This window comes from Sphingomonas insulae, assembly GCF_010450875.1.
GTDB classification, from domain to species: Bacteria; Pseudomonadota; Alphaproteobacteria; order Sphingomonadales; family Sphingomonadaceae; genus Sphingomonas; species Sphingomonas insulae.
On record NZ_CP048422.1, the window covers coordinates 102,262 to 127,970 of the forward strand.

Sequence of the window (25,709 nt, forward strand, 5' to 3'; positions counted from 1 at the left end):
CATTCCCCCAATCCTCCTCAAAATGGTTTTGTTACAGATCGTTAAGTGACCACACCCGATGCCCCACCCACAGCGTGGCGCTGGAAGGAGTGGATGTGGATCGTTGGGACGAGAGGGGGTTCGACCGCGTCGAAACGTACGACGTCGCAGACTGCGGCATCGGGTCGGTGCGGCACCGTGCATCCCCTGGTGGCACGAGCGCATCCATTGCCGGCGGCAATCGCACGCTCCCATTGATCGATGCGCTGAGCAGGGCGCGGATCGGCCTGCTGCACCTCGACCGCGAGCAGCGCGCGCTGAACGTCAATGCCCGCTTCTGCGAATTGACGGGCCGCCGTGCCGCCGATCTGTCCAGCCTTTCGCTGGAAAGCTTCATCCATGCTGACGACCTGCCGCAGGTGCTGGCGACCTATCGTGCCCATATGGCGCGATCCGCCCCGTTCGAGGTGGAAACGCGCTTCATACGCCCGGACGGCAGCGTGATCTGGTGCGAGGTCAACGTCTCTTTCGTCTGCGATAGCGCGGGCATCGCCGCCTCTACCATCACGCTGGCGCAGGACGTCACCGCGCGCCGGGCGGCCGAGGCCGAACTGCGCGAGAGCGAGGAACATTATCGCCATACCGTCGAACTCAATCCGCAGATCAGCTGGACCGCGCGCGCCGATGGCCAGATCGATGCGGTGAGTTCGCAATGGACGGTGGTGACCGGCGGCGAGGCTTGCGATGCGATGGGCGGCCGCTGGCTGGCCTCGCTCCACCCCGACGACGTCGCGCCGACAGAAAGCATCTGGGCACAGGCCATCGCGACCAGGGGGACGGTGGACGTCGAATACCGGCTGCGCACGCCGCATTGCGGCTATCGCTGGTTCAGGGCACGCGCCGCGGCGCGGCTGGACGCGGCTGGCGAGGTCCTGCGCTGGTATGGCACCCTGGAGGACATCCACGACCGCAAACTGACCGAGGATGCCTTGCGCGAAAGCGAGGAGCGGTTCCGGCTGGCCGCCCATGCCGCCGGACTCGGCATCTGGGATTACGACGCGCTGGGAGATCGGCGCGAATGGTCCGACGAGTTCAAGGCTATGCTGGGCCTGCCATTGTCCCAGCCGGCGAGTGTCGACGTGGCGCTGGCGCTGGTCATTCCGGCCGACCGCCACCGGTTGCAGGCGCTGGTGTCCGCCGTCGAGGCGGGCGACGGGAATCATCGTTTCGAGACGATGCTGCGCATCCATCGCGCCGATACCGGCGAGGAACGCTGGATCAAGACCGGCGGATGGCGGATCGAGGCGCCATCGGGCGTGTTGAGCCGGGTGCTCGTCACCACCCGCGACGTCACCGAGGAACGCACCGCCGAGGATCGGATCCGCTTTGCCGCGCATCACGATGCGCTGACCGGCCTGCCCAATCGGGCGGCGTTCGGCGAGCGGCTGGAAAGCGCGATCGAACAGGCCGAGCGATTGGGCCATGGATTGGCGCTGGTGCTGTTCGATGTGGATCACCTGAAGGAAACGAACGATACGGTCGGTCACGATGCGGGCGATGTCGTGCTGCGTACCTTCGGCGAACGGCTGCGCGGTGCGTTGGGCGACCACTGTGCGCTCGCCCGCCTGGGTGGCGACGAATTCGGTGCGGTCATCGAACATGACGGCGATGCGGGGCGGGTCATCGCAAGCGTACAGGCGGCGTTGCGGGTGGTGCGCGAACCCTTGTCGCACGACGGCCGGATCCTCGATTGCCAAGCGACCGCGGGCGGTTCGCTGTTTCCCACGCATGGCGCCAACGCGGCCGAACTGCTGAAGTCCGCCGATATCGCGCTCTATGCCGCCAAGGCGCAGGCGCGAGGCAGTCTGGCGACGTTCGAGCCACACATGCGCGCCGACCTGCAACGCCGTTCATCGATGTTGAGCATCGCCCGCGACGTCATCCGCGATGACCGGCTGATGCCCTTCTACCAGCCCAAGGTGGCGCTCGACAGCGGCCACGTCTGCGGGTTCGAGGCGCTGCTGCGCTGGCGTCACCCGTCGCTGGGGCCGCAATCGCCCGCGACCATCGCCGCTGCGTTCGAGGACCTGGAACTGGCGATCGACCTGAGCGAGCAAATGCTGTCGGCGATCGTCGCGGACATGCGGCGCTGGCTGGACGACGGCATCGACTTCGGGCGGATCGCCTTCAACCTGTCACCGGCCGAATTCCGCCGCGAGGATCTGGCCGACCGCATTCTCGGGCGGCTGGTACGCGCCCGGGTGCCGGTGGAACGGCTGGAGCTGGAGGTAACGGAAACCGTCTTCGTCGGGCGTGGCGCGGAATGCGTCGCGACTACGCTGGAGACGTTCAGCCGCGAGGGCGTGCACATCGCGCTGGACGATTTCGGTACCGGCTATGCCTCGCTGACCCACCTCAAGGCGTTTCCCGTCCACACCATCAAGATCGACCGAAGCTTCGTCAGCAATCTCGACACCGATCCGGGCGATGCGGCGATCATAGATGCGGTGGTCGCGCTGGGCCACCGACTGGGCATGACGGTGGTGGCGGAGGGTGTCGAGACCGCCGCGCAGGCGCGCTACCTGCTCGACCGGGGATGCGACATGGCGCAGGGATATCTGTTCGGGAAGAGCGTGCCGCGCGAACTCGTACCGGACGCATTGCACCGCGCGATGGCGATGCGGCAGGTCGGCTGGCGCTAGCGGCGGCGACGCTCCAGCCACCACGTCAGGCCGACGGCAGCGAGGAACAGCAGGAACCAGCGCCATGACGGTGCATGGTCGTCCCCCCGCGCCCCGGCGATCGACGCGGCACGATCGCCGACCAGCGCCAGCGTCGCATCGCGTCGCTCGGCGGCGCGCACCTGTGGCAAGGCGCCGGCGGCATGGATGTAGCGCAGGCCGCCGGCGATGCGGTGCCAGCCGGGCAGCCGTGGCCAATATCCCGCGCAGCCTCGTGCGGCAGGATCGGCGAGCAATGCGGTCGTCGCGCCATCGGGTGCGACGGCAGTGGCGCCGGCGGCGGGGATATCGCAGACGATCGTGCGCTGCCCGGCCCAGGCAAGCGTCTCGGAGCCGGGACCGGCACCGGAGGAGCCGGCGCGCCCGATCGTCGTGGCGAGCGTGCTCCAGAGGTCGGCATAGGCATCGCCGTTGCCGCTGGTGACCAGCGCGAAGCTGTCGACCAGACTGACGATCGCCACGCGTCCGCGGCCGACATTGCGCCAGGCGGCGAACGGCGTGCCGCGTGCATCGCGGAGCAGCGGAATGCCGCCGATCGTGGTGGCGACGCGGCTGAGCTCCGGCACCTCGTCAAGCGGCGCGGCGAGCGACGCCGGGGCATCGCGGCTGCCGGGGCCGCGCCGCGCGTCGAGCGCCGCCTGGCTCGGTGCGGCGGGCGCCAGGCGCAACGGCACGATGCTGGCACCGCCGCCGGTGGCGAGCCCAGCCACCTGCCAGTTGTGCGGCACCGGCCCGGTCAGGCGCACGATCAACCCCATGCCGCCGCGCACCGCCTGCACCAGAGCGGCACGGGCGCCGCCGCCGAGTGCCGTCCAGCTGCGATCGTCGAGCACGGCGAGATCGTATCCGGCAAATGTCGTCGGTGCCTCGCCGAGCGCGAGGCCGCCGCCCACCGCCAATTGCTCCTGCGACGTCAGGCCCGCATCGGCGGCCCAACGACGCAGGAATTTGACTTCGGGCCCCGGCGCGCCGGCGAGGATCACTGCCCTGGCGGGTGCCGCCGCGACGGTGACGACCGGCACCGCTGCGGTATCGCCACCGGTCAGGCGCAACCCGAACAGCGCGATACCGGCGACCCGCGCAACGCCATGCAGGACGACGTTGCCGTCGGCGTCCGGCCGGGCGGTATCGACGACGCGGCCGGCAGGATCGACCAGGGTGGCACTGCCACCGCCCTCGATACGGGCAAGCACGTCGAAGCGCGCGCCGGGCGCAACCGGCCCGGGCGGCGTGAGCGCGACGAGTCCCCGCGGCACGGAGGGTGCGGCATAGGTCACCGTCATTCGTGCCGCTGCCGGTCGATCGCGCGCGACGAGGCCGCTGCCGACGATGCGGATCGCGGCGGCAGCGGTATGGCGGCGCAATGCGGTGGCAAGATCGGGTTCACGCTGTGCACCGGGTATGGCGCCGGCTTCGGGCAGGGCGACGATCGTTTCGCCTGTGCCGGTCTGGATCAGCCGCGGTGCACCCTCGGTCGCGATCACCAGCGTATCGGCGGTGATCTGCCGGGACGGTGCGAAGAGCGTGAGGTAGAGCGCGCCGGCGAGCACCGGCTGCAACGCGGCCAGGGCAGCGACCCGCCACGACGGGCTGCGTACCGGCGCTCCGCGCTGCCACAGCCATAAACGACACCATGCCGCGACCACCGCGATCACCAGCAGCATCGCCACGAGCCGGTCCGGGGTCATGGCAACGCATCCAGATAGCGGCGACCGACCACGCCGCCGTCACCGCGGCGTGCCAGGCCGGGCACCGGGCGGGGCAACACCTGCCACATCTGCGCGCGCAAGGCTTCGCGACAGCGGCTGCAGTCCGGCCGGCGCCGCACCGTGTCGATCGCGCCGGCCAGCGCCAGCGGATCGGCGACACCGGGGCTGGCGCGCAGCCAGCGCGACAGCGCGTCGAGCGCCGCATCCTGCCGCGGTCCGTCGAGCGCCCGCCAGATTGCGGCGGGGGTCGCATCGACCGGATCGGCGGCGGCCGACGGCAGCACCCGTGTCCCCATCGCGCCACGCTCGCCGGTCATCCGCCGCGCCATGTCGACCGCGGGCAGATCGGTGCCGGTCCGCGCAAGAAAGATGCGCGTCGCCTGCTGCACCTGCTTGATGAACCGCAGCGCCTTGTAGGCGAAGGGCAAGGCCTGACGCGGTTCGCCCTGACGCAGCGCGCGTTCGGATTGCCACATATTGTCGAGCGCCTGGCGCAGTGTCGCGCGCGTGCCTGGATCGAGCAGCGTCGCGGCCTCGGCTTCGTCATGCGTATGGCCATATTCCGCGGTCACGTCTTCGGTGACGCCCAAGCCGGCGGTGGCGGCGGCGGGGTGATCGTGATCGGCCTCCGCGCCCGCGACCTTCGCGTCATCCTCGTCGTCGTTGGTCGGCATCGCATTGGTTGCGCCGCCGCCGACCTCCTCGCCCATGAACTGGCCATAGCGCATGCGCAGCAGTCGCTGATCGGCGCCGATCGCATCGGAGCGCGACAGGAAACGATCGGCCCGCGGGCGTGGGCGTTCGGCGAGCAGCGCCTCCGCATCGATGATGATCTGGCGCTGGCTGCGAAAATAGGCTGGCATGACCTGGCGGGTCATCGCCTCCAGGCCACCGCCCTGGGCGACCGCGGCGGGGCGCCGCAGGATGATGCTGGGGCCGCGCACCTGCTGCGCCGATGGCGCACGGGTGTCGGCGACGATCAGTTGCGCGACGACGTCGCCGGCTTCCGTGAACCCGAGCGCGCGAAAATCGAGCCGTGTGGTGAAACGGCGTTCGCGCGGACCGCCGCTACCGGACAGGGTCAAGAGGCGTTCGGAAAAACGGACGTTCTCGCCCTCGCCTTGCGCGACGACGATGCGCAGGCGAGCGCTGGCGCCAACGCCGTAATCGTCGGTCGCGACAAAGGCGACGACGGCGCTGCGCTGGCCGGCGGATAGCACGGTCAGCGGCACATTCGGCGTATCGAGACGGACCTGCGGTGGGCGATCGGCGATGGTATCGATCCGGTGCAGCGGCGGCAGTCCGGCCCGTTCCGCCCCGGCGGCGGCGACACGATACAATAGCGATGCGTCCGCGCGATACGTCGCCAGCCAGTCGCGACGCTCGTGGCGCAGCGCGATCGCCGCATGTCCGATCGTCGCCAGCGCGGCATCGCGGGGGTCGGGTGCGAACCGCAGCGTCCAGCGCAGCTGCGATCCCGCCGGCACGCGCACATCGAGGATCTTCGACGATCTGGGCGGCAGGCCGGTATAGGCAGGCGGCACCACCTCCAGCGCCTGTGCGGTCAGGCGGGGGACGCCGCGAAGCGCGGGCAATCCTTCCTCCGCCGGTGCGAGCGCGGCACCGGGTCGGTCAGGCCAGGCCGCGACGAGTGCTGCGGCCATCAGACTGATCGCGGCAAGGATGACGACACCTCCGCGACCGTGCGGCACGGCGAGCGGCGGCATCGCCACGGCGTCGACGCGGGCGGCGATACGGTCGCGCTGGACGCGCTGCAACGGGGTAAGCGTGTCGGATGCGGCGAAGAGCAGGTCGCTGCTGTCCTCCAGATCAGGGCGGGCAGCATCGAGCGCCGCGATCAGCCAGCGGCGATCGAACCGGCGGCCGCGGACCTGCGCGATCGCCGCCACGCATGCGAGCGCCACCGCCAGGACGACGAGCGCCGGCAGGATGCCACCGAATCGCCAGACAATGGCTGTGCCGAGGATGGCGAGCGGCACGCCAACCGCCACCGTCCGCTGCCAGACGAGGCACCGCGCCGGACGCGTCCAGCGGTCGGTCCGTGCATCGGCGTTCATGGTGACGGCGCGCGGGTCGAGCGGGTGGCCAACCAGCGTTCGACACAAAATACCGCCGCGACGGCGACGGCAAGCCAGGGAGAGAGCGGGCGGGCGGGCGGCGATGGCGCCGGCGCACCGCGCACGGGCGTGTAGGCGCTCGCAGGGACACGGCCCGGATCGGGCGCGGCGGCGAACAACGCGGCAAGGCGACGGGGAAAGTCCGGTTCCAGCAACGCCGGCATGGCCGGCGGCGTGAGCGGGCGAGTAAAGCGAAGGATCCGGCCGCGGCCCAGCGGCTGAGCCTCGACCAACGCCGATCCGTCTGTGTCGCGCCAGATGACCGTCGATGGTGCCGCCGGTATCGTCGACGCGGACGCGACCAGCACGATGCCGCCAGCCCTTGCGAGGGCGTTGACCCTGGTGGGCAATGCGCCCGCGCCAAGCCAGACGAGCGCAGGCCCGGCCGGCGCATCGACCGCGTCATCCACGGACGGAAGCACTGCCGACAGGGCGCCGACGTCGGTGCCGCCGAGTGCACGAACCGCGGCGGCGATATAGCGATAGCCGGGCAGCGCAGCATCGTATCGAACGATCGGCCGTAAGGACATGGCGATCGCAGCCGGCGCCGTCCCCCGGCCGTCGATCCGCCACGTCACGGCACGCGACATCCGCGGCCGTTCCGCGTCTGCGCCGTCCAATATATGAGGGACGACGATGGTCAGCGGCGCCTTCGCCGGCAATTGCGCGTCGAGTTCGCGGATCAGGCTGGCGATCGGCTGCCGACCGACGGGCGGTGTCGTGTCGATCGCGGGAAAGCCGGGCGCGAGCCAGACCCGGCGTGCCGTGCCAGACGATGGCACGGTGGCACCGGGGGCGACGGCGATCACCGCATCCGAGCCTTCGGTGCCGGGCAGCACCGGCTGGGCCAGTGTCAGCGCCACACCCGCCAGCAACAACAGGCGTACGGCCAGCAACAGCCGTTCGTCGAACCGCGGACGATGCCGCGGACGCGGCTTTTGGCGCAGCCAGAGCAAGGCGGCGAAATCGAAAGGCTGCTGTTCGGTGCGGCGCGCAAGGTGCAGCGCCAGCGGCACCAGCACACTCGCCAGCGCGGCCAAGCCAAGGGGAAACAGCAGGTTCACCGGGCGGCGCGTCCGAACAACGCCTGCAACGGCGTATCAAGCGGCTCGTCGAGAACGAGCGTCGCATGGCGGATGCCAGCCGCGGCGCATGCGGCGGCGAGTGCCGCCTGGGCAGCGCCGAAGCGGACCAGATAGTCGGCGCGCAACGCCGCCGCATCGCCGAGCAGTTCCTCGCCGGTTTCCGGATCGCGGAATTTGTATCCGCCGTCGAGGTCGAAATCGCGCTCCGTGACGGTCAGGATCTGGATCGCCAGCACGTCGCGTCCGGCCGCGGACAGCCTGCGTGCGAGTTCGAGGCACGCGGGATCGAACCAATCGGACAGGATCGCGACGATGTCGCGCCCGCCGATGCGATCCCATAGCGGCGTCAGCGTCGTCTCTGCCGGAAAGCCGCCATGCGCCTTGAGCGCGTGCAGCGCCATGTGGAGCCGATCGCGCTGGCGTGCGCCACCAGCGGCGGGAACCAGATCGAGAGCGTCCGGGCGCAGCGTCGCCAGCGCGAAACGGTCGCCATGCATCAGCGCCAGCTCGGCGAGCGCGGCGGCGAGGCCCTTTGCCGCATCCAGCCGGCTGCCCGCCGCATCGGCCTGATTCATCGATGCGCTCGCATCCAGCAGTATCCACAGTGCGACGGGGCTCTCGCGCTCGGCTTCGCTGACGAAAAACCTGTCCGATCGGCCGTAGAGCTTCCAGTCGATCTGGCGCGGTTCGTCACCGTGTTCGTAGGCGCGATATTGCGCGAATTCCAGGCCGGACCCACGCGCGCGGCTGGCGTGCATCCCCAGTCCGCGATCGCCGATGGCGCGGCGGGCGACGATGCTCAATCCTTTCAGCCGATGGCGGACGTCCGCCGGGATCAGGTCAGGCACCGGGTCCTCGAACCGTGGCGAGCAGCCGGTCGACGACGGTATCGGGACTGATCCCCTCCGCTTCCGCCGCAAAGGCGAGGATCAGACGATGGCGCAGCACCGGCGCAGCGAGCGCCGCGACGTCTTCACGCGTTGCCGCCAATCGGCCGTGCAGCAACGCGCGCGCCTTTGCGGCGAGGACTAGCGACTGGCCGGCGCGGGGGCCGGCGCCCCAGCGGACGTAACTCCGCACGGCGTCCGGCATCGCCTCGCCCGGCCGCGTGGCGCGGATCAACCGTGTTATCCAGTCGAGCAGATCGGGGCTAAGATGGACATCGCGGACCAGCGACTGAAGCGCCAGCACGTCGTCGCCCGACATCACCCGCGGCACCGTCGCCAGCCCGCTGCCGGTGGTCGCTGCAAGGATGTCGCGCTCCTCCGCCTCGGTCGGATAGTCGAGCCGGACGTGGAGCAGGAAACGATCGAGTTGCGCTTCGGGCAGCGGATAGGTGCCGGCCTGTTCGATCGGGTTCTGGGTAGCGAGTACGAAGAACGGCGTCGGCAGCACATGCGTCGTGCCGCCATAGCTGACGGTGCGTTCCTGCATCGCCTCCAGCAGCGCCGCCTGCGTCTTGGGCGGCGTGCGGTTGAGTTCGTCCGCGAGCAGCAGGTTGGTGAAGACGGGACCCTGCTGGAAGCGAAAGTGGCGCTTGCCGGTGCCATGGTCCTCCTCGAGCAATTCGGTGCCGAGGATGTCGCTGGGCATCAGGTCCGGCGTGAACTGGACGCGGCGGAAATCGAGGTGGAGCGCCTCGCCGAGCGAGCGGACCAGCAACGTCTTGCCGAGGCCCGGCACGCCCTCCAGCAGGCAATGGCCGCCGGCGATCAGCCCGATCAGCAGCTGCTCGACCACCGCCGCCTGCCCGACGATCGCCTGCCCGATCGCGGCGCGCAGGTCGGCGAGCCCGGACAGGCGCACTTCGATATCGGCTTCGGTCATGCCACGGACCCCGCCCTTGCGAGGAGCGACGCGACGCAGCGATCCAGCATCGCGGGCATGCCACCCTGGATTGCTGCGCTGCGCCCGCGCTGACGGTCTGTCACGAATTGAGCGCGTACATCACGATGTTGACGCCGAACTTCGTATTGTCCTGCGCCAGGAACCGCTTGTTGCGCCAGTCGTAATCCCATTCGCACCCGTAGTCCTTGTTGCTGTAGAGCAGGTTCAGCCGGCCATCGATGGTGATGCCGCGCAGATATTCATGGACGAGGTCGTCGCCCCACCCGTTGAGTTCGAACCCGGTGTTGGGCGGCCCGTCGAACTTGAAGAAACTGGTGAAGATGGGATGCTTCGGCGGCAGCTTGGCGAGCGCCTTGGGCCCGAATATCGCGCGCATCTGCCGTTCGAAGCTTTGCGCGAACAGGCCGTCGATATCGTGATTGCAATCATCGACAAACACGAAGCCGCCGCTGCGGACGTAGCGTTCGAAATTGCGGCGTTCGGCAGCGTTGAATTCAACCAGCCGGTGGCCCGCCATGTAACAGAATGGCGCGGTCAGCATCTTGGGGTCGGCGAGCGCGACAACGCGTTCCTTCGGGTCGATCCGCAGATTGGTGTAATCGACCAGCGAGGTCAGCAGGTTGCTGGGCATGCGCTGGTCGACGTCCCAGTCGCCGCTGTCGTAGCGCAGCCGCGTGAACCAGAAGTCATAGGCCCCCGCCGCGGCAGCGGCGCGGGGAACGAGGGTGGAGGCGAGCGCGAAGATCATGCCGCGAAGGACGTCGTGGCGGGTCAGTCCAGGCGCCCGCCCCATGCCCGTGGTCACCCCGGACCCGTTCCGGGGCCCACCGTTCCGCACACTCATCGGCCGCCTGGCATGCGGCACCGTCTGCCCCGGAACGGGTCCGGGGTGACGGCGGAGGCCGGGCAAGCTGGTGTCCTTCCCAATGCCCGTCCGATTACACCGCGTCCGACAGCGAGGTGAAGGTGAAGTCGCGCAGGCGCATCGGCGGCAGCATCATGATCGTGTCGCCCTCGTCACCCTTCACGCGCACGGGCTTGCCCAGTTCGTCGATGTTGTTGAGCATGATGACCGGGCTTTCGTTGAAGCGGAAGTTCTTCAACGGATATTTGATCTCGCCGTTTTCGATGTAGAACGTGCCATCGCGCGTCAGGCCGGTCAGCAGCACCGTCTGCGGATCGACCATCCGGATATACCACGTCCGCGTCACCAGAATGCCCTTCTGGGTGCCGCGCACCAGATCGGCGGTGGACTTGGTACCGCCATCCATGATGATGTTGCCCGGTTCGGCGGTGGCGGGCTTGCCCAGCTTCTGCGCCCAGTAGCGTGAATAGTCGAGGTTCGCGATCTTGCCGTTCTGCACGATCTGGAAGCGCGACCGCGGCAGTCCATTGTCATCCCACGGCATCGCGGGCGCATCGGGGTGGTTGGGATCGGCGTAGATGTTGACCCGCGGGTCAAACACCTGTTCGCCGATCTTGTTGCCGCCGCCCTTCTTCGACAGGAAGCTGCGCCCCTCGTCGGCCTCGCGCGCGCCGAAGAAATTGAACATGAAACCGATCAGGCCGGCTGCCGCCGCCGGTTCCAGAATGACGGTATATTTGCCCGGCTCCAGCGCACGTGCGTCTACGGATCCTGCCGCCTTGCGGGCCGCGGTGCGGATGTCGGTGGCGGCGGAGAAGGTGCTGACGTCCTGTACGTTGCGGCCGACCCAGCCCGATCCGCGCCCGTCCTCGCTACGCACGGTACAGGTGTAATCGGCGCCGCTGGCACGCTGATAGCCGAAATTGCCCTTGGAATTGGCAAAGGCGACGAAGCTTTGGCCGTCCTGCAGAAAGCCGGCGGCGATCAGCTTCTGCGCCTTGCACGCCGCGATCGAATCGCCCGCCACCCTGGCGCGATATTCCGGCGTGATGTCGGCCGTCGCCTGACTGAACGTCGGCGTCGCCTTATAGGTCTGCTTGCCGACGGCCGGCACGAATTCCGGGTTCTCGGGCGCCAGGCGGGCGAGTTCCTCCGCCCGGCGGACGACGCGTTCCAGCGAGGCATCGTCGAACGCATTGATCGTTGCGGTGCCGACGCGCTTCCCGAACGCGACCTGCACCGCAAGGTCGGCGTTCGACACGATGCCGCTGGTCGAGATGTTGTTCAGCGCGAAACGGATGTTGCCGTCGATCGAACCGGTCAGCTGGGCGGTACATTCGTCCGCCTTCGACAGCGCGACGCACTTGGTCAGGATAGCGCGTGCCTGCTCTTCGGTGAAGATTGCCATGATCGTGTCTCCTCAGCCGAGCGAACGGGCGGTGTTGATGACGTTGATGCCGTTGAACCGCGCGGTCGAGGACCCGTGGCTGACGGTCGACACCTGCGCCGGCTGGCCCTTGCCGTCGAAGAAGCTCCCTCCCATCCGGTAATCGCTGGCATCGCAGACGCCGACGCAGGCGTTCCAGAATTCCGGCGTGCGGATCTGGTAGGCGACGTCCTCGATCTGTTGGGTGATCTTGCCGTTCTTGATCTCGTAGAACAGCTGACCGCCGAATTGCGCATTGTAGCGCTGCTGGTCGATCGAGAAGCTGCCGTCGCCGACGATGTAGATGCCGTTCTCGACCCCGCCGATCATGTCGGCGACGCTTTGTTTCGCCTTGCCGGGTTCGAGGCTGACGTTGGGCATGCGCTGGAACTGCACGCTCGACCAGCTGTCGGCGTAGCAGCACCCGTCCGACGCGCTCTTGCCCAGAAGTTTCGCCTGGTCGCGGATCGCTTCCAGATCGACGAGCTTGCCGTCGCGGATCAAATCCCACTTTTTGGTCTTCACGCCCTCGTCGTCATAGCCGACCGCGCCGAGGCTGCCGGGTTGCAGCTTGTCGGCGACGATGTTGACCTTGGCGCTGCCGTACTGGAATCGCTCCTTCACCTTGTCGAGCGTGACGAAGCTCGTGCCGGCGTAATTCGCCTCGTAGCCGAGCACACGGTCCAGCTCGAGGGGATGCCCGATGCTTTCGTGGATGGTCAGCCAGGTATGCGACGGGTCGAGGACAAGGTCGTACTTGCCCGGCTTGACCGACGGCGCCTTCAGCTTTGCCTGCGCCTGCTTCGCAGCGGCGATCGCGTCCTCCTTCATGTCGTAGGACAGGCCGTAATTGACGACGCCGTTGGGCGAGACGAACCTGTCCTTGGCGTTGCCGTCCAGATATTCGAAGCCCATGCCCATCGGCGCCGACAGGCCTTCGCGGGTACGGAACTTGCCGCTCGCCTTGTCGATCGCGGTGACCGTCATCGGTGCCCAGATGCGGTGGACGTCCTGGTCGATGTACGATCCGTCGGTGCTGGCGAAATACTTCTGCTCGTTGACCAGAAACAGCATTGAATTGACGAAATTGGCACCAGCCCCCTGTGCGGCGGCATTGACGCCGAGCAACAGGTCGACCTTGTCCTTGAGCGGCACCGCCATCGCATTCTTGACGATCGGCGTCTTCCAGCTGACCGACCCGACGCCGGGCGTGGGCGCCAGCTGGACGGGCGCAGTCTGCGTCTTGGCATTCGCCTTGGCGATGGCGACCGCGAGCTGCGCCGCCTTGGCCACCGCCTCCGGCGTCATGTCGTTGGTGGCGGAAAAGCCCCAGGCGCCATCGGCGATGACGCGCACGCCGGTGCCCAGCGATTCGGTGTTGACCACGTTCTGGACGTTGGCTTCGCGCGTGATGACGAACTGGCGCATGTAGCGGCCGACGCGGACGTCGCAATAGGTCGCGCCCGCCGACTTGGCAGCGTTCAAGGCGGCATCGGCGAGCCGCTTCTTGACGGCGACGTCGATGGTCGATTGCAGCTCTTCCGCCGCGATCGCGCGACCGAGGAAGGACGGCAGCACGCCGCCTCCCAGCGCCATGCCGGTTGCGGCCAGGAAATCGCGTCTATGCAAGGCTCTCGTCCCCCCGGATCGGCGCGAGCCGGCATGTTTGCCGTGGGCGCCGCATTGATGCGAGGCGAGCGACTTGCCTGCCTCATACACCGATCATTGCTTGGCCGGGGGAACCGGTCAATCGGGGTGACGTAATTTTTCTCGGGGGCCGCCACCCCCGGGATCGTCAGCCCGTAAGGGCGGTGCTCGACATATGCCAATGCCGACGCCTACCGCCAACGGCATCATGGCCGTCTTCACGGGGACAACGATCTCAGGGGCGACGGTCGCTCAGTTCCGCAGGCTGTCCGGCACGATCCCGCCGTTTTCGGCAAGCTTTGCCATCACTGCCTTGTGCAGCGCGATATTCTGTTCGGCGCTGCCGTCGTCACCGGCATGGACCCCCAGTTCCTGACCCAGCTCCTTACGGGCCGAAAGGCTGGAATCGAGGTCGAGCAGCTTCAGCAGATCGACGATCGAACTTTGATAGTTGCCACCGCCGTTCTTCATCGCCGCCATCTCGGCCAGAACAGCGCCGACGTCGACCGGCTGCGCCGGCGCGGCTGGCGCTGCCGGGGGTGCCGCGGCCGGAGCGGGGGCCTGCGCCGGAGCGGCCTGGGTCGTCTGCGGCGGCTGCTGCGGTGCGGATGCGGTGTCCGCTTTGTGATGAAAGATCTTGCCCATGATATTGCCGAAGATGCTCAACGTCGTTCTCCTGTCGGACCGATGAAGGTGCCAACGTCGGGCGGACCGGAACGCTCCCGGCCCGTGCGGCATGCCGGCCGTTGCAGCGGCGGAACGGGTTGACTGGCCGACACGTTGAGGGCCGCGTTGTAAGGGAGATGGAAATGTTGAAGAAAACCATGATGATCCTGTCGGCATCGGCCTTGGCGCTCGCCGCCTGCGGCCAGAAGACGGATACCGCCAACACCACCGACACGAGCATGGCGACCAACGACGGTGCGACGTTCGATGCCGGCAACGTCGGCATGGCCGGCGACAATGCGACCGTGCCGGCGACGGGTGGGCAGGTCTTCGCCAACACCGCCGCGGCAAGCGATGCATTCGAGATCGCGACGTCGAAACTGGCGCTCGACAACAGCAATTCGGCGGCGGTCAAGAAATACGCCAACCAGATGATCGCCGCACACACCGCGTCGACCGACAAGCTCAAGGCGACGACATCGGGTCTGACCCCGGCGATCACGCCCGACCCGAAGCTCAATGCCGAGCAGCAGGCGACGGTCGATGCCTTGCAGGGCAAGAAGGGCGCCGATTTCGACACGGCCTATATCGCGGCTCAGCAGTCCGGCCACCAGCAGACGCTCGACATGCTGAAGGCCTATGGCGCGACCGGCGACGTCCCGGCGCTGAAGACCTTCGCGACCGGTCTCGTCCCCACGGTGGCGGCGCATCTCAACATGGCCAAGGGCCTGAAGTCCTGATCGCCCGCTCCGCCGGAGCATGGAACGAAAAAGGGGCGCCGGTCGAAACCGGCGCCCCTTCTTCTTAGCGAGGCCCTCGGCGCTTACGCCTTCTTGCCCCGCAGCGTGTTCAGGATCGCAACACCGACGACACCGACCAGCGCGGCAGCGGTCCAGGGGCGATCGTTGGCGAACTTGCGCGCCTTGTCGGCGAGCGGCGCGGCATTCCGGGCAACGGCTTCCTTGGTATCGCCGATCGTCTTCTGCACCTTGCCGCTCAGCTGATCGGCGGCACCGGCGCCCTCGGTCTGCGTGTCGCCCGTCGCCTTGCCGAACGATTCCTTGACCTTGCCGGTAAGGTCGGTCGCCACGCCTTCGATCTGATCCTGGTTCATGCCGTTTCTCCTGTGAAATGATTGCGCGCGTCAACGCACGGGCTGCCGACAGTTTCCGCAGGTGCGAAACGATCAGCGCGGATGGCGCTGCGCCAGCGCGTAGCCGGCGAGGTTCTTGGACCGGCGGACATGCCGGACGTGCACGCGCGGGATCGCGGCGACGATCGCGCGATAGGCGGCGAGATGCGGTTGCAGTTGGGGGCTGCGGCATGCCCAGCGTCCCAGCGCCTGTTCCACGATGGTTCGCGAATCGCCGACGAACAGCACGTCCTGCGCCGCCGCGGCGCGCGCGATCTCCGCGGCGAAGCACAGCGCCAGCCATTCGGCCGTGCAATTGTCGCCTTGCCCGACATCGTCACGGACATGGCTGCGTCCGCCGGTGACGACCGCGATTTCCATCCGCCCCGGATTGGGCCGTGCGCCGCCATCGAAATACACCGTCATCCGCCCGGTCATGCCGCGCGCCGGCGGGGTGCGACCAGGGTCGCGATGAAGTTGCTGATTTCGAGGCGGCGCGTGTCTTCGTTGGCGAATTGCCGGTCCAGCCCGAGCGCCCACAGCACGGCGCGATCGTCGGGAGCGTCATGGAGCGCGTCGAGCAGCGCGGCGCGGCATTCGACCCCCGCTTCGTCCCGTGCCAGCCCCGCCTCGATCAGGTCGTCGGCCTGACGACGCAGCGCCACCGCAATCTCGCCGGGGCTGAGTTCGGGATGATATTGCACGCCCCAGAAGACGCCGCCGTCGTGTCGGATCTCGGCCGCCTGCACGCGGGTGACGGCGTTGCTCGCCAGCAGGAGACCGCCGACGGGCAATTCCTCGACCTCGTCGCCGTGGATCGCGGGCGCGTCCCATGCCGGCGCCCGCCCGGCGAGCAGGGGATGATGGCGACCATCGGCGGTGGCGGTGATACGCCGGGCGATACCGGCCTCGATCCGCTCCGGCATCTTGCGCACCCGCCCGCCGGCGGCGGCGACGGCGAGTTGCAGCCCGGCGCAGGACCCGAATGCGGGCGTGCCGCTGGCGAACACCGCGCGCATGAAGGCAAGCTGGCGCTGCACTTCCGGCGTGTCGTCATAGATGTGGAGCGGCGATCCGGTGACGAAAACCGCATCGTAGCGGGCGATGCGATCCGCGGACGGCACCTCCGCCGCCCCGTCGGCGGGCGCAATGCGCGTGATCGCGACGCCCGGATGCATCTGTTCGAGGGTGGCCGCATAGCTTTCGCCAGAACTGCGGCCCGCGTGACGGCGGCGTGCGTCGCGCTCGTCGGCGGTTTCGCTCTCGGCGACGAGAAAATGATACACGGCAAATCTTTCGTTGGAGGCGTGCAGGCCAAACGTTTCGGCGTCGATCGGGTGCATCGCGACATGATTTGATGCAAAACCGATGCCGCGCGCGTTGGACGGGGATGAGCGATGCCCCGACGACCCCCGACGGCCGTTACCTGATGGTGCGTGGCCGGTTGTGGCGAAAGGCCAACCCGGCGCTGTCGCCGCAGGAGCACGACACGCTGGTCGACGCCCTGATGACGGCACGACGCGACGTCGGCGCCGCGCTGCGCGCGCAGGATGCCGCGGCGGAACATGCCGCACGGGCGCGCGTGGATGCCGCCAAACGGGCGCTGGGCGAGCGCGGGCCGGTCTGGTGGGACGACGGCGCCCCCGACCTCAACCGCCACATGGCGGCGAACACGCCCTATGCCGCATGGGCAAGGACGGAACGGTGAGCGGTCGTGGGCCATGGCTGCCGCGCCGGGTGCTGGTGACGCGATCGGCGATGGCGTGGGAGCATGGCCGCGCCATCGCCGATCGCGCGACGGCGCTGGGCATCGCGGTGGAGACGCTGGCATCCGACCGGCTGGCGCTTGGCTTGCCCGACGATCCGCGCCGCGCCTATGCGGAGGCGAAGCGGACGCTGGCGGTGACGGTTGCGCCGCCATCGAAGCTGCGGCTGCAACCGATCGCACCATCGGCGGACTGGCGCGTCGACCTGGCGGAGGGCTGCCCGGCGCATTGCAGCTATTGCTACCTGGCAGGGTCGCTGAAGGGTCCGCCGATCACGCGCGTCTATGCCAATCTGCCCGCGATCGTCGCCGCCCTGCCCGCCTATCTGGGTGAAGGGACGATTACGTCGCGATCCGCGGCGCGGGCCGGCGAAGGCACGACCTATGAGGCCAGTTGCTACACCGATCCGCTCGCACTGGAGCATCTGACCGGATCGCTGTCGACGCTGATCGCGGCGTTCGGCCGGTGGCAGGCGCCGGTGCAATTGCGCTTCACGACCAAGTTCGATGCGGTCGAGCCGTTGCTGGCGCTGGATCACCAGGGCCGCACCCGGATGCGGGCGTCGATCAATCCCGCGCAATTCGCCCGGTTCGAAGGGGGCACCAGCCCGGTGGCAGCGCGGCTGGCCGCGCTGGCCGAAATGGCGCGGGCCGGCTATCCGGTCGGGCTGACGATCGCGCCGATCATCGCCGCCGAGGGGTGGCAGGCGGCCTATGGCGAGTTGATCGCGCAGGCCGGCGCGGCGCTGCGGACCGTGCCGGCGGTGGATTGCACGATTGAACTCATCACCCATCGCTATACGCCGGGGTCGAAGGCGGTGCTGGACAGCTGGTATCCGGGGTCCGACCTCGACATGGGCGAGGCCAACCGGACCGAGAAGCGGACCAAGTTCGGATCGGTCAAGCACGTCTATGACGCGCCCACGATGACGGCGTTGCGCCGCTTCTTCGAAACCGAAATTGCGCGGGAGCTGCCGTTCGCGCGGGTGCTGTACTGGACGTGACGCGCCCGACGCGGGCGTCACACCTGGCGTAGCGCCCGTGCGGGGCGGATGCCGAGGATCGGCCACGCCCCTGCTAGCCCGATGGCCAGCGTGATGCCGAGGCCGGCCAGCAGCGTGACGCCGACCGCGACCGGATCGGGTGCCCAGGCGAAATCGAACATCCGCACGACGACGTACCACGCACCGCCGAGGCCCAGCGCGAGCGCGACCGACGTTACCACCGCGCCGAGCAGCAGATATTCCAGCGCCTGCACCGCCAGCAACTGCAGCCGCGTCGCCCCCAGGGTCCGCAGGATCACCGCGTCATAGGTGCGCGCCTCCCGCGCCGCGGCGATGGCGCCCACCAGCACCGCGATACCCGCCGCGACCGCGACGCCGGCGGCAGCGGCGATCGCTGCGGCGACTTGCCCGACAAGGTCGCGAACCTGCGCCAACACGCCACGCACCTCGATCACCGAGACCGACGGGAACGGCGCGAGCAGCGCCCGCGTCACCTGGCCCTCCGCCCCCTTCGGCAGGTCGATCGTCGCCGCCAGGTTGTGCGGCGCATCGACCAGCGTGTCGGGCGAGAAGACCAGCACGAAATTGAAGCCCAGCGTATCCCATTCGATCTTGCGCAGCGACGCGATCCGCGCGGTCCGTTCGACACCGAGCAGGCTGACCGTCAGCGTATCGCCGACAGCGAGGTGGAGCGCCCGCGCCAGCCGTTCGTCGACGGACACCAGCGGCGGCCCGGCATAGTCGCGCGGCCACCAGCGCCCGGCAACCAACGTGCTCCCTTCCGGCACGGTCGCCGCATAGGTCAGTCCGCGCTCGCCGCGCAGCGCCCAGGCCCCTTCCGGCAGGGTCTTGAGGTCGGCAACGCGCACATCGCGATACGCGGTGATGGTGCCGCGCAGGATCGGCACCGTCTTGATTACCGCGGCCGGGGCGGCGGCGGTGACGGTGCGGCGGAATTCCGCCTCGCGCGGGCGCGGCACGTCGAGCGCGAACAGCGACGGCGCGCGTGCGGGCACGGTGGTGGCGATATTCGCATCGATGCTGGTGCGGATCGCCGCGAGCAGCACGAACAATGTGAGGCCCAGGCCGAGCGCGACCACCAATGCCTCGGTACGCGCGCCGGGCCGGTGCAGCGCGGCGATGGCAAGGCGCAAAAACGGCCGGCGCGGCGCGGGCAGGCGACGCGCCGCGATCCGCACCAGCCGGCCAAGGCCGGTCAGCACCAGCAGCACGCCCGCCACCGCGGCAAGGAAGGATGCCGCCATGGCCGGCTGCGCAGATGTGGCGATCGCGAGAGCGATGGCGGCGCCGCCGGCGAGTCCCGCGACGATCCGGCCGCGCCACGAGCTTGCGCGCATCTGGGCGAGCGCACCGCGCAACAGGCCGGCGGCGGGCGTCGCCCCGGCGGCGGCGAGCGGTGGCGCGGCAAAGGCGGCGGCGATCAGCAGGCCATAGGCGGCCGCACGTAGCAACGGCCATGCCTGCGGCGTCAGATCGGGGACGATCGGCAGCGCGCCCGACAATGCCTTGCCGAGCAGCGGCACCATGACGATCCCGATGGCGAGCCCCCCGGCCACGCCGGCGAGCGCCGCTGCGCCGATCTCCATCGCATAGATGCGGGCGATGTCGGCGGTGGTCGCGCCCAGCACCTTCAGCGTGGCGATGCCGCCGCGCCGGGCGGCGAGGAACGAGGCGACGCCGTTCCCGACGCCGATGCCGGCGATCGCCAGTGCGGCGAGGCCGACCAGCGTTAGGAATTCGCCCATGCGGTCGACGAAGCGCGATGCGCCGGGAGAGGCGCGGTCGCGGGTCTTCGCCTCCCATCCGCCCGCCGGGAAGGCGGCGCGAAACCGTTCGGATACCGCCGCGGGGTCGCGCCCCGCCGGCAGTCGGATGCGATAGCGGGTGTCGTAGAGGCTGCCGGGCTGGATCAGCTGCGTCGCCGGCAGCGTGTCCAGCGCGACGATCGCGACCGGGCCGAGCGTGAAGCCCTCGCCCAGCCGATCGGGTTCGTCGGCGATGACACCCGCGACGGTCAGCGTCGCCGCACCGATCCGCAGGCGTCCGCCGCGTCGCAGGCCCAGCCGTTCGGCCAGCGCCGGCACGATCCACGCCTGCCCCGGCGGCGGACCCGCTACCCTGCGCCCGTCCACCAGCGTGATCCGGCCATAGAGCGGATAGGCGGCATCGACCGCCTTCAGCTGGATCGGCGCCGCCGCCCCGCCGGCGACGGCATTGGCCTGCATGCGGATCGTTTCCGACACCTCGCCGACGGCCGCCATCGCCACGCGCTCGGCAGGTGCGGCGCGGCGCTGCGATACCGCGAATTCGACGTCGCCGCCCAGGATGACGGCTCCGCGCGATGCCAGTTCGCGCCCCACCGCATCGGCCAGCCCGCCGATCGCCGCGAGCGCACCGACGCCGAGCACCAGGCAGACGACGAGCAGGCGCAATCCGCGGAACCGCCAGTCGAGTTCGCGCCGCGCCAGCCGCCAGGCGAAGCCCCAGCTGCTCACACGATACGCCCGTCGGCCAGCGTCACCACCCGGTCGCATCGCTCGGCCAGGCCGCGGTCGTGGGTGATGACCAGCAGGGTCGCGCCGATCGCGGCGCGGCGTGCGAACAGCAGGTCCATGATGCCGGCACCGGTCGCGGTGTCGAGGTTGCCGGTCGGTTCGTCGGCGAACACCAGCGGCGGCCGGGGGCTGAGCGCGCGGGCGATGGCGACGCGCTGCTGCTCGCCGCCCGACAATTGCGCGGGATAGTGATCCAGGCGATGGCCAAGGCCGACGGCGGCCAGTTCGTCGCCCGCCCGCGCCCATGCGTCGGCCGCACCGGCCAGTTCCATCGGCACCGCGACATTCTCGCGCGCGGTCATCGTGGGCAGCAGGTGGAAGGCCTGAAGGACGATGCCGATCCGGCCGCGGCGGCCGCGGGCCAGCGAATCCTCGTCGAGCGCACCGAAATCGAGGCCGTCGACATGGACGCTGCCGCCGCTCGCCCGCTCGAGGCCGGCGAGCACCGCCATCAGCGACGACTTGCCCGATCCCGATGCGCCGAGCAGCGCGACGCTCTCGCCGGGCGCGACCGACAGGTCGACGCCGCGCAGGATCGCGGTGTCGCCGAGCGTCAGCGTGACATCGCGGGCTTGGATCACCATAGCGGATGGGGTCATGATCGGAGAACGGACCTTGCAGGAATCGAAGCGCTATGCGGCACGCGCCGGTCTTGTCCAAGCCCTGTTGCTCCCCCTGCTGATCGCCGCGTGCGATCGGCCGGCACCGGCACCCTCGCCCACCGCGTCTGCGGCGCCGGGCGAGGCGACGGTCGCGCGCCCGGCGGGGCCGGAGCGGCTGGTACTGGCATTCGGCGACAGCCTGTACGCGGGCTATGGCCTCGATCGGGGGCAAAGCCTGCCCGACGCGATCCAGGCGCGGCTGCGGCGCGGCGGGATCAACGCGACGATCGTCAATGCCGGCGTGTCCGGCGATACCACCGCGGCCGGGCGCCAGCGGCTGGGCTTCGTCCTCGACAATCTGCCGCGCAAGCCCGACCTCGTGCTGCTCGGGCTGGGCGGCAACGACGTGCTGCGCCAGATCCCTGCCACGGAAACGCGGGCGAACATGACCGCGATGCTCGACGACCTGCACCGGCGCGGCCTGCCGGTGGTGCTGACCGGCATGAAGGCACCGCCGAACCTGGGCGCCGATTACGTGACCGCATTCGATGCCATCTGGCCCGACCTCGCCCGGCGCGACCGGGCGGCCCTGTATCCCTTCGTCCTCGACGGCGTGATCGGCAATCTCGCGCTGATGCAGGCGGACCGGGTGCATCCCAACCCGGCCGGCGTCGCGCGGATCGCCGATCGGGTGACGCCGCTGGTCGCAGCTCGGCTGACGCCAGCGGGCTGACGGAACGTCGCGCCCCGCGCTTCGCTATAGGCTGGACTCTCGCGCGAGGATGTTTCCGATGACCGATACCCGCAAGGCCACCCTGTACCGCATGGTGCTGCCCGATCACATTTGTCCGTTCGGCGTCCGCGCCAAGCAGATCCTGCAGGCGGAGGGGTATGAGGTCGACGACCACATCCTGCGAACGCGCGAGGAGGTGGAGGCGTTCAAGGCCGAACACGATGTGGCGACGACGCCGCTGGTCTTCATCGACGGCGAACAGATCGGCGGCAGCGACGACCTGGAACGCTATCTGGCGAACGCGGCGGCGTAATCGCGCATGCCGGCGTGTCGCCCGTGTCCCCGGCCAGGGCCGGGACACGGGCGACACGCCGGCATGCGCTCAATCGCGGCCGTTGTCCTTTGCCCGCTTGCGGCCCGGCGCATCGGGCGCGACGATCGGCACCCGGTCCAGCGCGTCCGGAACCAGCGCCAGCGTCTGGATGGCGGCAAGCCCCCATTGCGCCGAGGCGTTGGTCGACACGCCCGGCCATTCCACCACGCCCGCGACCGTGCGCCGCGGGTCGGCGGGCCATGTGCCAAGGCCGGCATCGCCCGACAGGAATTCCTGCGCCGCCCGCATCGCCAGCGCCGCATCCTTCTCCTCGAACGCCGCATAGGCGGTCAGCCGCGCATGCCCCTCGCGCAGGTTGCGCGGGCCGAACGGCGCGCCGAAGCGGGCGAGATATTCGGCCTGCGGTGCGTTGTACCAGCGGCAATATTCCAGCCACGCCGCCCGGTAGCGCGGCACGTCGAGCAGGCGGATCAGTTCGGAACTGACCTCGACCGCGCCGAACACCGCGTTGAGGTGGGACAGGCCGATCTTGCGATTCTGGTCGATGAAGCGGCCGGTCGCCATGTCGAACGGCGCGCTGCCCGTCATCCAGCCGTGCGGCAGGCGACCGATGGTGTCGAGCCCGGCCAGGATGCGATCCCGCCAGCGGGTGTCGCCGGTCCGCTCCCATTCGGTCAGCCACGCCGCCGCCAGCGGGCACCAGGTGGTGCCGAACGTCATCTCGATCGTCCCCGGCGGCAGCACCGGCCGCTTGGCGCCGGGCACCTTGCGCCCGATCTCGACCCGGGTCAGCGCTTGGTCCGAGGTGACGAGGTCGCGCAGCAGGTCGCCGACGCGCTCGTCCGCGGTCAGGTAATAGAAGATGCGGCGGTAGCTGGCGTTGCTGACCCGCGGCTGTTTCGAACTGTCGCTCCAGTGCTGGACGCCGTGGCGCGTGCCGAGGCCGCGGAAACGGCCGGTGTGGTAGACGTCGACCTCGCCGGTATGCCGGGTCATCGCCTCCGCCAGCCGGAACGCCTGCGCATCGCCGGTACGCAACACCTGCGTCCACAGCCACAGGTCTGGCGACAATTCGCTGTTCGCCCAGGCGAAACCGCCGATGTCGTAGCGCCACTGGTGCCGGTCCGCGTCATAAGTGTGCATGACGTCGCCGTGGTTCCAGAAACCGTACCAGGACCGGCGATCGACCTCGCCCGCGTAGAAATCGATCAGGTCGACCAGCTGGTCCTCGATCGCCTTGCGGTTGGCGGTCGAACGGTCGGGCAGGTTCCAGTCGCCGAACACCTGCGCCGCATGCAGGTGCGCCGGCGCGGTCATCAGCTGGGACGGCTGCGCCTGCATCGCCGCCATCGCCGCCAGCGTTTCGGTCGGCGGGGTCGCGGGCAGCGCCCATAGCATCAGCTCGCTGGTGCGCGCGATGCCCGACGCATCGTCCCATCCCGGCTCGTAATCCTCGTAGGTGACCGACAGCCCCTCGTTTTGCGCGTCGTATCCCGCCATGCCCATGGTGCCGTGATACGGGCGCAGATCCATCGCCGGCGCCTCCGGCGACCACAGCCAGGCCGTCAGTCGCGCGTCGTCGCCCGTCGCCCCGTCGATATGGAGCGCGGTCGGATGCCGCTGCCAGAAATAGCGGACGCCGATCGCCGCGCCGCCGGCCGGCCCGCCGACATAGGCGAGGCCCGGTGCGCGCGCGCCTTCGGCACTGTCGACCCAGCCCTGCCCCGGCCCGGTGCGCTTGGTGATCGCATAGCCATGGGCATTGGGCTGTTCGAGGCGGAAATCGCCCCACGCGGGAATGCGGTCCAACGTATCGCGCACGGCCGGCGCCATCTCGGCCAGCGGCGGCACCGCCCGGCCCGCGATCTGCGCGTCCCGGAACGCCTTGCCGGGATCGCGGCGCAGCCCGGTCAGCGGGCGGACCCCCTCGACCAGCATCTGGCGATCGGTGGCGATCCGGACGTGGCGGTCGTGCAGCGCCCCGGTCATCGGCACCGTCGCCTGCACGCCGAGAGCAGACAGGAAGTCCTTCGTCGCGTCAACATCGAACACCACGCTGTGCACGATCCGCAGACCCGCCGATCCCGCATAGGCATAGAGGCGGACGGTGAACGGCAACCACCGCCGTTCACCGGTGACGTGATACCCCTCGATCTTCACCACCGCCCGCACCGGCCCGCGCTGTTCGACGGTAACGCGGTCGATCGCACCGGTGAACGGAGCTGGATCGCCATGCAGCGGATCGCTGCGCACCGCACCGACGAGGGCGACCGGGCCGAGCACCGGCCGGCCGCCCTGGCTGGCGGAGCGGATCAGCGCCTCGCCGGACCGGGCGATGTCCCATCGCAGGTCGCCGACCTCAACGACCACCGCACCGGCGCTTTCGGTGACGCGCACCGGCTGCTGCGGCGCGGTGTCGCGTCCGCGGGTGACGGACAGCTCGGCCAGTGCGACATCGGCGGGGATCGCGTGCGCCGACCATTTGATCGACCCGTCGGGCCAAGTCGCGGTCGTCCAGCTCTGCGCCGGCACCGCGACGCCCGCCGACCGCACCGCCAGCCGGCTGCCGCGTTTCAGCGCACCGCGCGGCCATGCCACGCCGAACGTCTGCCCCGCATGCATCGCCGGCGCCGCCCCGTCGATCCAGCGCACGGGCGCAGCCGCGAACGCCGGTGCCGCGGTCGCCGCCGCCGGCAGCCAGACGGCGACGCCGCCGAGCAGCCCCGCCCTGATCGTATCGCGTCGGCTGAGGTGCATGTCTCTCTCCATCAGAGCTGCGTCACCACGACGCGGCGGATGCGCAGGTGACTCCAGGTGGTGCGCAGCCCCCAATGGCCGCGCCGGTAGGGTTGCGCATCGGCAAGCGTGAACAGCCGGCGTCCGTCGCGCTCCACCGCCACGCCGCGCCCGTCGGCGATCAGCCGGATCCGCGTCCACGCATTGGGACGAAGCATGTCGGCGGCGGCCGAGCGGTCGTGTTCGGGGAGCAGCGGACGATTGCCGGCCTGGCCGACGTAGCGGCGGAAGCGGGTCGTCGTGTTGCGGTTGCCGCCGATGCCGACATAATAGGTCTTGAGGTCGTCGTAGGCGGCGAAGGCGCCGCTGCGGTGATGCGCGATCACCGATCCGCCATCGGCATCGGTCGCCATCCAGAAGGCGTTGAGATCGCTGACCTGATCGTTGACCCCGCCGGCGGCGACCGCCACCGCCTCGAAACTGATCGCGACCGGCGCCGCCACGGGACGCCGCCACCACAGGGTCAGCCCCTTGGGCGTGTCGATGTCGATGACGCCGGATCGCATCGTCACCCGCGCATCGGGCGATTCCGCCTCGATCCGCCAATCCGCCAGTGATGCGGACGATACGAACCGGGACGCCGGCGCGGCAGCGCCCACAGCCATCAGCAGCGCCATCAGCGGGATCGCCATCGGTCTCTGCATCTTCTCCACCATCGTTCGT

General features: G+C 69.4%; 22 protein-coding genes. 6 read left to right on the plus strand and 16 right to left on the minus strand.

Features of this window, described 5'->3' with window-relative positions; translation table 11 throughout:
• Positions 1 to 95 precede the first annotated feature (95 nt).
• The gene (locus GTH33_RS02140; protein ID WP_163956890.1) at positions 96 to 2,681 is read left to right on the plus strand and encodes a sensor domain-containing protein; all 2,586 of its coding nucleotides are present in this window, start codon (positions 96 to 98) and stop codon (positions 2,679 to 2,681) included.
• Here GTH33_RS02140 and GTH33_RS02145 read toward each other — a convergent pair.
• From GTH33_RS02145 to GTH33_RS02185, 9 genes are all read right to left on the minus strand, one after another.
• Positions 2,678 to 4,408 carry a carboxypeptidase regulatory-like domain-containing protein gene (locus GTH33_RS02145; RefSeq protein WP_163956891.1) on the minus strand — a complete coding sequence of 577 codons (1,731 nt, stop codon included), beginning with the start codon at positions 4,406 to 4,408 and terminating at the stop codon, positions 2,678 to 2,680. The two genes, GTH33_RS02140 and GTH33_RS02145, sit on opposite strands and share 4 nt — an antisense overlap.
• On the minus strand, positions 4,405 to 6,507 hold the full coding sequence (locus tag GTH33_RS02150) for a DUF4175 domain-containing protein (RefSeq protein WP_163956892.1): 2,103 nt from the start codon (positions 6,505 to 6,507) through the stop codon (positions 4,405 to 4,407). The genes GTH33_RS02145 and GTH33_RS02150 overlap by 4 nt, the downstream gene beginning before the upstream one ends.
• Positions 6,504 to 7,631 (minus strand): BatA domain-containing protein, encoded by a 1,128-nt coding sequence (locus GTH33_RS02155; RefSeq protein ID WP_163956893.1) that lies wholly within the window; start codon positions 7,629 to 7,631, stop codon positions 6,504 to 6,506. The genes GTH33_RS02150 and GTH33_RS02155 overlap by 4 nt, the downstream gene beginning before the upstream one ends.
• Entirely contained in the window at positions 7,628 to 8,500 is an 873-nt protein-coding gene (locus GTH33_RS02160; protein WP_163956894.1) for a DUF58 domain-containing protein, read from the minus strand. The genes GTH33_RS02155 and GTH33_RS02160 overlap by 4 nt, the downstream gene beginning before the upstream one ends.
• Positions 8,493 to 9,479 (minus strand): AAA family ATPase, encoded by a 987-nt coding sequence (locus GTH33_RS02165; protein ID WP_163956895.1) that lies wholly within the window; start codon positions 9,477 to 9,479, stop codon positions 8,493 to 8,495. Before GTH33_RS02165 ends, GTH33_RS02160 begins: the two co-directional genes overlap by 8 nt.
• A gap of 100 nt (positions 9,480 to 9,579) precedes the next feature.
• Positions 9,580 to 10,305 (minus strand): DUF4159 domain-containing protein, encoded by a 726-nt coding sequence (locus GTH33_RS02170; RefSeq protein WP_249054962.1) that lies wholly within the window; start codon positions 10,303 to 10,305, stop codon positions 9,580 to 9,582.
• A gap of 133 nt (positions 10,306 to 10,438) precedes the next feature.
• Positions 10,439 to 11,773 (minus strand): TldD/PmbA family protein, encoded by a 1,335-nt coding sequence (locus GTH33_RS02175; RefSeq protein ID WP_163956896.1) that lies wholly within the window; start codon positions 11,771 to 11,773, stop codon positions 10,439 to 10,441.
• Between the two features lie 12 nt (positions 11,774 to 11,785).
• On the minus strand, positions 11,786 to 13,420 hold the full coding sequence (locus tag GTH33_RS02180) for a TldD/PmbA family protein (RefSeq protein WP_163956897.1): 1,635 nt from the start codon (positions 13,418 to 13,420) through the stop codon (positions 11,786 to 11,788).
• A gap of 270 nt (positions 13,421 to 13,690) precedes the next feature.
• Positions 13,691 to 14,104: a DUF3597 family protein gene (locus GTH33_RS02185; protein ID WP_163956898.1), complete on the minus strand. Its 414-nt coding sequence runs from the start codon at positions 14,102 to 14,104 to the stop codon at positions 13,691 to 13,693.
• Between the two features lie 143 nt (positions 14,105 to 14,247).
• Between GTH33_RS02185 and GTH33_RS02190 the strand changes: the two genes are divergently transcribed.
• Positions 14,248 to 14,844, plus strand: coding sequence for a DUF4142 domain-containing protein (locus GTH33_RS02190; protein WP_338054393.1), 597 nt, complete (start codon positions 14,248 to 14,250; stop codon positions 14,842 to 14,844).
• 83 nt (positions 14,845 to 14,927) lie between these two features.
• On the opposite strand, the gene GTH33_RS02195 is transcribed toward GTH33_RS02190, so the two are convergent.
• The 3 genes from GTH33_RS02195 to GTH33_RS02205 all read right to left on the minus strand — a co-directional run bounded on the left by GTH33_RS02195 (position 14,928) and on the right by GTH33_RS02205 (position 16,579).
• Entirely contained in the window at positions 14,928 to 15,218 is a 291-nt protein-coding gene (locus GTH33_RS02195; protein WP_163956899.1) for a CsbD family protein, read from the minus strand.
• Between the two features lie 72 nt (positions 15,219 to 15,290).
• Entirely contained in the window at positions 15,291 to 15,674 is a 384-nt protein-coding gene (locus tag GTH33_RS02200; RefSeq protein WP_243848164.1) for a reverse transcriptase-like protein, read from the minus strand.
• On the minus strand, positions 15,671 to 16,579 hold the full coding sequence (locus GTH33_RS02205; protein WP_208403907.1) for a type 1 glutamine amidotransferase: 909 nt from the start codon (positions 16,577 to 16,579) through the stop codon (positions 15,671 to 15,673). The genes GTH33_RS02200 and GTH33_RS02205 overlap by 4 nt, the downstream gene beginning before the upstream one ends.
• 47 nt (positions 16,580 to 16,626) lie before the next feature.
• Here GTH33_RS02205 and GTH33_RS02210 point away from each other — a divergent pair, with 47 nt between their 5' ends.
• Complete coding sequence (locus GTH33_RS02210; protein WP_163956900.1) at positions 16,627 to 16,944, plus strand: hypothetical protein; 318 nt, start codon at positions 16,627 to 16,629, stop codon at positions 16,942 to 16,944.
• Positions 16,941 to 18,005 carry an SPL family radical SAM protein gene (locus GTH33_RS02215; RefSeq protein ID WP_249054964.1) on the plus strand — a complete coding sequence of 355 codons (1,065 nt, stop codon included), beginning with the start codon at positions 16,941 to 16,943 and terminating at the stop codon, positions 18,003 to 18,005. Before GTH33_RS02210 ends, GTH33_RS02215 begins: the two co-directional genes overlap by 4 nt.
• Positions 18,006 to 18,022: 17 nt before the next feature.
• Here GTH33_RS02215 and GTH33_RS02220 read toward each other — a convergent pair whose 3' ends face one another.
• Together GTH33_RS02220 and GTH33_RS02225 are read right to left on the minus strand one after the other, a co-directional pair.
• Positions 18,023 to 20,521: an ABC transporter permease gene (locus GTH33_RS02220; protein ID WP_249054965.1), complete on the minus strand. Its 2,499-nt coding sequence runs from the start codon at positions 20,519 to 20,521 to the stop codon at positions 18,023 to 18,025.
• A complete protein-coding gene (locus GTH33_RS02225; protein ID WP_249054968.1) occupies positions 20,518 to 21,165 on the minus strand; it encodes an ABC transporter ATP-binding protein in 648 nt (215 codons plus the stop codon). The genes GTH33_RS02220 and GTH33_RS02225 overlap by 4 nt, the downstream gene beginning before the upstream one ends.
• A gap of 13 nt (positions 21,166 to 21,178) precedes the next feature.
• Between GTH33_RS02225 and GTH33_RS02230 the strand changes: the two genes are divergently transcribed.
• Entirely contained in the window at positions 21,179 to 21,916 is a 738-nt protein-coding gene (locus GTH33_RS02230) for an arylesterase (RefSeq protein ID WP_163956904.1), read from the plus strand.
• A gap of 58 nt (positions 21,917 to 21,974) precedes the next feature.
• Positions 21,975 to 22,229, plus strand: a complete 255-nt coding sequence (locus GTH33_RS02235) for a glutaredoxin domain-containing protein (RefSeq protein WP_163956905.1) — start codon at positions 21,975 to 21,977, stop codon at positions 22,227 to 22,229.
• Positions 22,230 to 22,298: 69 nt separating this feature from the next.
• Here the strand turns inward: GTH33_RS02235 and GTH33_RS02240 are convergent, their stop codons facing one another.
• Both GTH33_RS02240 and GTH33_RS02245 read right to left on the minus strand, forming a co-directional pair.
• The gene (locus GTH33_RS02240) at positions 22,299 to 25,019 is read right to left on the minus strand and encodes an exo-rhamnogalacturonan lyase family protein (protein ID WP_243848165.1); all 2,721 of its coding nucleotides are present in this window, start codon (positions 25,017 to 25,019) and stop codon (positions 22,299 to 22,301) included.
• The gene (locus tag GTH33_RS02245; protein WP_243848166.1) at positions 25,019 to 25,690 is read right to left on the minus strand and encodes a DUF6250 domain-containing protein; all 672 of its coding nucleotides are present in this window, start codon (positions 25,688 to 25,690) and stop codon (positions 25,019 to 25,021) included. Before GTH33_RS02245 ends, GTH33_RS02240 begins: the two co-directional genes overlap by 1 nt.
• Positions 25,691 to 25,709 lie beyond the last annotated feature (19 nt).